Genomic DNA, 5457 nt, shown 5'->3' with positions numbered 1-5457 from the left:
GCTGAATTTTGTTGACAAAAAGGCGAATCCGGTCACATGTGTGGCATGGCAGAAACAGTCCACCGATCCGCAAGCCTCGATCACCGTCTACAGCGGTAGGGGTCTGCCGGTGCCGATCGGAATGGACGGCCGAGTGGTGCGTTTGGTACGCGACGACCGGCATCCCGAGTCGGTGGAGGCAGACCAGACGCTGATGTTGCCGGGTGCAGCGAATTTCGTTGCCACCACGAGCGGCGTCGCGACGGCGCAAAGCCGTGAAAGCCTGTATTGGGTCTCCCCGCAAGGCGTTCGGTTCGGCGTGCAGTGGGACGACAAGACGCTGCAGGCACTCGGGCTGGATCCGCGCAGCGCCGTTTCGGCCCCGTGGCCGATCGTACGCACGTTCGCGGCAGGGCCGGCCATCAGTCGCGACAGCGCATTGCTGGCGCACGACACCATCAACGGAGGTGGTGCGGTGGCGCCGATCCCGGAAGCCAACGAACTGGTCGGAGGTTAGGCATGTCCAAACGTGGTTTTGTGCGGGCAGCACGCAAACCCGCGCCGACGGTACCTCCGGTGCGGGTCGCGGTCGCACCGCCATTGGCGCTGCCGGAGCGCGAGCCGCGCAACATCCTGTTGATGATCGCCTTGCCCGCGTTGCTCGTGGGGATCATCGGCACGTTGGTGGTGATGTACACCTCGGGTGTGCGCTCGCTGCAGTCAGGCTTTTTCCCGATGATGGGGCTGGCGGGATTCGGCGCGCTGATGTTCAGCGGACGGTTCGGTCGCGGCAGGCGGATCTCCTGGGGCGAACAGGAAAAGCAGCGGCGCGTCTATCTGCGACAGCTCGACGAGGATCGTGACGAGGTGCAGCGCGCCGCGCAGGATCATCGACGCAGCCAGCTGTTTGTGCACGGTGATCCGCAGAAGCTGGACACCGTGATCGGCGGCCCGCGGATGTGGGAACGCCGCCCCGGTGACGCGGATTTCTTGGACGTGCGGGTCGGCATCGGGGTGCAGCAGGCCAGCGACTCGGCAGTGTCGCTGCAGTGGCCGGAGGTGCCGATCGGTGAAGAGCTCGAGCCGGTGACCGGTGGCGCGTTGCGCGACTTCATTCTCGAGCAGAGCAAGATTCGCGGGATCGGCAAGGTGTTGGGCCTGCGGTCCAAACCCGGATTCAGCTTCATTGCAGGCGATCCCGTCGAGCTGCACAAGGTCGCGCGCTCGATCCTGTGCTCGCTGGCCGTCTATCACAGCCCCAACGACGTCAAGATCATGGTGGTCACCCGCCATCCCGAGTTGTGGTCGTGGTTGGTCTGGCTGCCGCACAACCAGCATGACGAGATGTTCGACGCGTGTGGCCTGCGCAGACTCGTGTTCATTTCGCCCACCGAGTTAGAAGAAGCGCTCGATGCCGAATTGCACCGCAAGGGCCGCGGACCCTGGTCACCACCGGTCGGCAGCAGCCCGACGTCGATGCCGTCGGCGATGGAAGTGCCGGGGTTGACCCTGGGCCCGCACTGGATCATCGTCGACGACAACGTCGGGACGCCGGAGCAGTGGGAAAGTGTGACCGGGCAGAAGGGCATGGCCGGAATCACGGTGCTGCGATTGGCAACTCGATCCGGTGTCGGCGTCGGCTTCCTCGACGACGGCCAGCGCTTCGAACTCCGGGAAGGTCGGCTCTATCACCGCGGCGTGTTCTACGCCGTCGCCGATATGCTCGCCGACTCGACCGCCAGTCGATACGCGCGAGCGTTGGCGCGCTGGTCGCCGATGAGCGCCGACGACCTGTCCGAAACCGACAGTCAGGGGGTCGAGCTACTACGTGCGCTGGGGATCGGCGACCCACGGCACCTCGACGTCGACCGGCTGTGGGCCGACAGCCGGGGCCGCGGTGACGCGAAGTGGGCGATGGTGCCGGTCGGTGTCAAGCCGGGCGGTGAACTGCAGTACGTGATATTCCGCGCAAAAGACTTCGGCGGCTTCGGTTTCCACTCCGTCGTGATCGGAACATCGGGCTCGGGTAAGTCGGAGTTCTTCCTATCGCTGGCCAATGGCATCGCGCTGACGCACTCCCCAGAGACCTTCGCGGTGATCTTCGTCGACATGAAGTTCGAGTCAGCCGCCCAGGACCTGGCGGGACTCCCGCACGTCGCCGGTTCGCTGTCCAACCTCGGTAAGGACGACCGTCACCTCGCGGAGCGCATGCGCAAGGCCATCAACGGCGAAATCGCAAGACGTTACCGGCTTTTCAAAGAGGCCGGTGCCCGCGATGCCAACGAGTACGAAGAGATGCGGCTGGCCGGGCGGGATTTGGAGCCGGTCCCCATACTGCTGGTGATCATCGACGAATACCTGGAGCTGTTCCACCATCACCAGGAGTGGATCCAGCTGGTCATCCACATCGGTCAGGAAGGCCGCGGATGCAACGTGTTCTTCACTCTCGGCGGCCAGCGCCTGGACCTGTCGTCGTTGAGTAAAGCCAAGAGCAACATCGCATTCCGGGTGGCCCTGCGCGCGGAGACCGCCGAGGATTCCCGTGATGTCATCGGCAGCGATGCGGCACTGCACCTGCCGTCGAAAGAAAACGGGTACGCACTTCTCAAAGTGGGCCCACGCGATCTCGAGCCGTTCCGGTGCTTCTACCTGTCTGCGCCGTTCGTGTTGCCGAAGAAGGTCGTCGCGGTCGGTAAGACGGTCGATGTCAGTTTCTCGCAGCCACGGCCACTCACCTGGGAGTACCAGCCACTCAGCGATCACGACAGTGCGGCGTTGGCGGTGGCCGAGGCGCCCGAGGAACCCGACGAGTTCCTCTTCCATACCGACGGCTTCCGCAAGAAGAAGCTACTCGACGTCATCCGCGAGTCACTGATCGCGCACCCCGCCCGGCTTCCGCATCAGATCTGGCTTCCGCCACTGGAATACAGTGAGCAGGTCGATGCGCTGGTGGCCTACTGGCGCGACAAGCCCTGGCACGTCGACTACGGGCAGAATCCGGGTTTGGTGCTGCCGTATGCGATCGTGGACATTCCCGAAGACCACGTTCAGCGGGTGCAGGTGATCGATGCCGAACTGGACAACATCATGGTGGTCGGGACCGCGCAGCGGGGCAAGTCCACCACGTTGATGACGCTGATGACGTCGGCGGCGCTGATGTACCGCCCGGAACGCGTCACGTTCTTCTGTATCGGCGCGGCGCTGTATCCGGTGCAGGACTACCCCCACGTGGCCGGTGTGGTCAGCCTGAACGACACCGAAGGGGTGTCGCGCACGATTGCCACGATCGAGGGGTTGATCCGCGCGCGCGAAGCGTCGTTCAAGCAGTACCAGATAGACATCTCCGAATTCCGCGAGCGGCGGTTCGGCGCGGCCGGCGGCGGGGGAACCGATCCCGACGACAAGTTCGGTGACGTCTTCCTCGTCATCGACAACTACGGTGATCTCTACGACAAAGACTCCGCGATCGGAGACCGTGCGATCGCCATTGCGCGCCAAGGGCTTTCCTACGGTATTCACGTGATGACCAGTGCCACCGCCTGGTTCGTCGGCCAGAAACAGGGCCTGCTGAACGTCTCCAATGCGCGGATCCAGTTGCGCCTGAGCAACCCCGACGAGTCGCAGATGGGCACCTCGATCGAGCAGCGCAGGGCAGCGCGAAACACGTTGGACAGGCCGGGATTCGGGCTCACGCGCGACGGGCACGAGCTGCTCGTCGGAGTGCCGGAGGTGATCGGAACCCAGGGTGAAAAGGTCGCGACGCGCGGGATCGGCTCGCTGATCGCGCAGGTCACCGGCACCGGCCGGGTCGAGGCGCTGTCGCGTCTGCCCGACCGGGTGTCGCTCACCGAGATCATCGCGAACTTCGGTGTCTCGCCCGCCGCGCAGGATCGGCTGAACATCCCGTTCGCGATCGGCGAGAGCGGTCTGCAACCGGTGGCGTTGCCGACGCGGGCGTTGCCGAATGTTCTGGTAGTCGGGCGGCAGTTATGCGGCAAAACAACGACACTCGCGGCCATCGGCCGCGCCATCACCGAGCGGTTCACCCCCGAGCAGGCCCAGGTCACCATCATCGACCCGAAGACGACGCTGATCGGCCGGATTCGCGGCCGGCACGTGCGTGCCTACGCGTACACGGCCGATGACATCGACAACGTCATCGGGGAGTTGGCGGCGCTGCTGCAGGATCGGCTGCCGCCGTCCGGTCTCACGCAGGAAGAGTTGCTGGACTTGAAGCCGTGGCAGGGCCCGCGCCACTTCCTGCTCATCGACGACGAGCACGAATTGCGGCCGCACAACCAAGCCATCCGGCCGGCCGCGACAGCGCCGTTGTGGGGTCTGGTCGAACGAAGCCGCGAGATCGGACTGCACGTGATCGCCTCGCGTCTGCCCGGCAACTGGGCCGCTCAGGCTGTGATGAACCCGTTCATCCAAAAGCTCGCCGGATCGCGCTCGCCGACCCTGTTCATGGACAACGATCCGGCGAGCGTGAAGGTGTTCGGGCGCACAAGCGCGCAGCAATTAGCTCCCGGCCGTGGACTGCTGGTGACCACCGAAGGCGACATCGAGGGCGTGCTGGTCGGAACGCCGGATTAGTAAGTCCTGACTCGACACCGCATGCTGGTCAATTAAACTCGGGTGATCTGCGGTCAAACCTGGGAGGCAGCATGACGAGCGGATTCGGTGTCACGGCAGCCGCAGTCAATTCCTCGGCGGCCACCGAGACCGGCATCGGCGCCGAGATGGCAGCCACTACGGCCGCCGGGGCAGCGGCACTGACCGGGGTGACGCCGATGGCGGCCGACGCCGATTCGGCGGCTTTTGCCGCGGCATTGAACGCGACCGGCGCCTGTTACCTGGCGACGATGGCCGATCACGTCCGGCAACGGACGGCGTTCGCGGGCGCGCAGTCGTTGGCGTCAACCACCTACGAGGCCATGGACGCGATCCATGGCACCGCCCTGGGCTGACCGACGAGCATGCCGGGCGATCCACGCTGGACCGGGCCACCGGAGGTCATCGCGGCGACGTTCGAGACGGGTTCGCCCGTTTCGGTGGTCGCCAACAACGCGGTCTGGGTGACCGAGACCTGCCATCACGAGATGGCGGCGGGCGTGTCGAGCGCCAACACCGCAGTGACGCTGGCGTCGTGGTCGGGTCTGGGATCCACGGCTTCGGCCGCGGCCGCGAACAGCCTCAACGCGGGACTGCACACCGCGGCCGGTTGGACGGCGCACAAGGTCGCGATCAGCCAAGGCGCGGTCGATGCCTTCACCACCGCGCGGTCCTCGGTCATTCCGTCGGTGGTCAGCCAGTCCAACCGGGCCAGACGCGACGCCATGGACAAGGCCAACCCCAGCGTCCTGTGGCAGTTCACCCCGGCGATCGCCCAGCACGACCTGGAGTACTACGGCGAGCACTGGCCGCACAACTCGGCGATCGGAATGGGTTACTCGACCGCACTGGGCGGATTCACTG

At 65.3% G+C, this 5457-nt stretch carries 4 protein-coding genes; all 4 read left to right on the top strand.

The window, feature by feature from the left end; genetic code table 11:
* Positions 1-496: type VII secretion protein EccB (locus tag AC2VOG_RS13065; RefSeq protein ID WP_486940321.1), on the top strand; the 496-nt coding region annotated here is incomplete at its 5' end.
* Between the two features lie 2 nt (positions 497-498).
* Complete coding sequence (eccCa, locus tag AC2VOG_RS13060; protein WP_486940320.1) at positions 499-4575, top strand: type VII secretion protein EccCa; 4077 nt, start codon at positions 499-501, stop codon at positions 4573-4575.
* 71 nt (positions 4576-4646) lie between these two features.
* On the top strand, positions 4647-4949 hold the full coding sequence (locus AC2VOG_RS13055; protein ID WP_486940319.1) for a PE domain-containing protein: 303 nt from the start codon (positions 4647-4649) through the stop codon (positions 4947-4949).
* Positions 4950-4958: 9 nt separating this feature from the next.
* Positions 4959-5457 (top strand): PPE domain-containing protein (locus AC2VOG_RS13050; RefSeq protein WP_486940318.1); only part of this gene is annotated, 499 nt, incomplete at its 3' end.

Source organism: Mycobacterium sp. TH-M11, assembly GCF_057473725.1.
Note: the sequence above shows the minus strand (reverse complement) of the source record. Positions and strands in the feature narration are given on the sequence as shown.

Coding starts and splice junctions, on each gene's coding strand:
- eccCa (WP_486940320.1), top strand. CDS start 499: ATGTCCAAACGTGGTTTTGTGCGGGCAGCACGCAAACCCGCGCCGACG.
- AC2VOG_RS13055 (WP_486940319.1), top strand. CDS start 4,647: ATGACGAGCGGATTCGGTGTCACGGCAGCCGCAGTCAATTCCTCGGCG.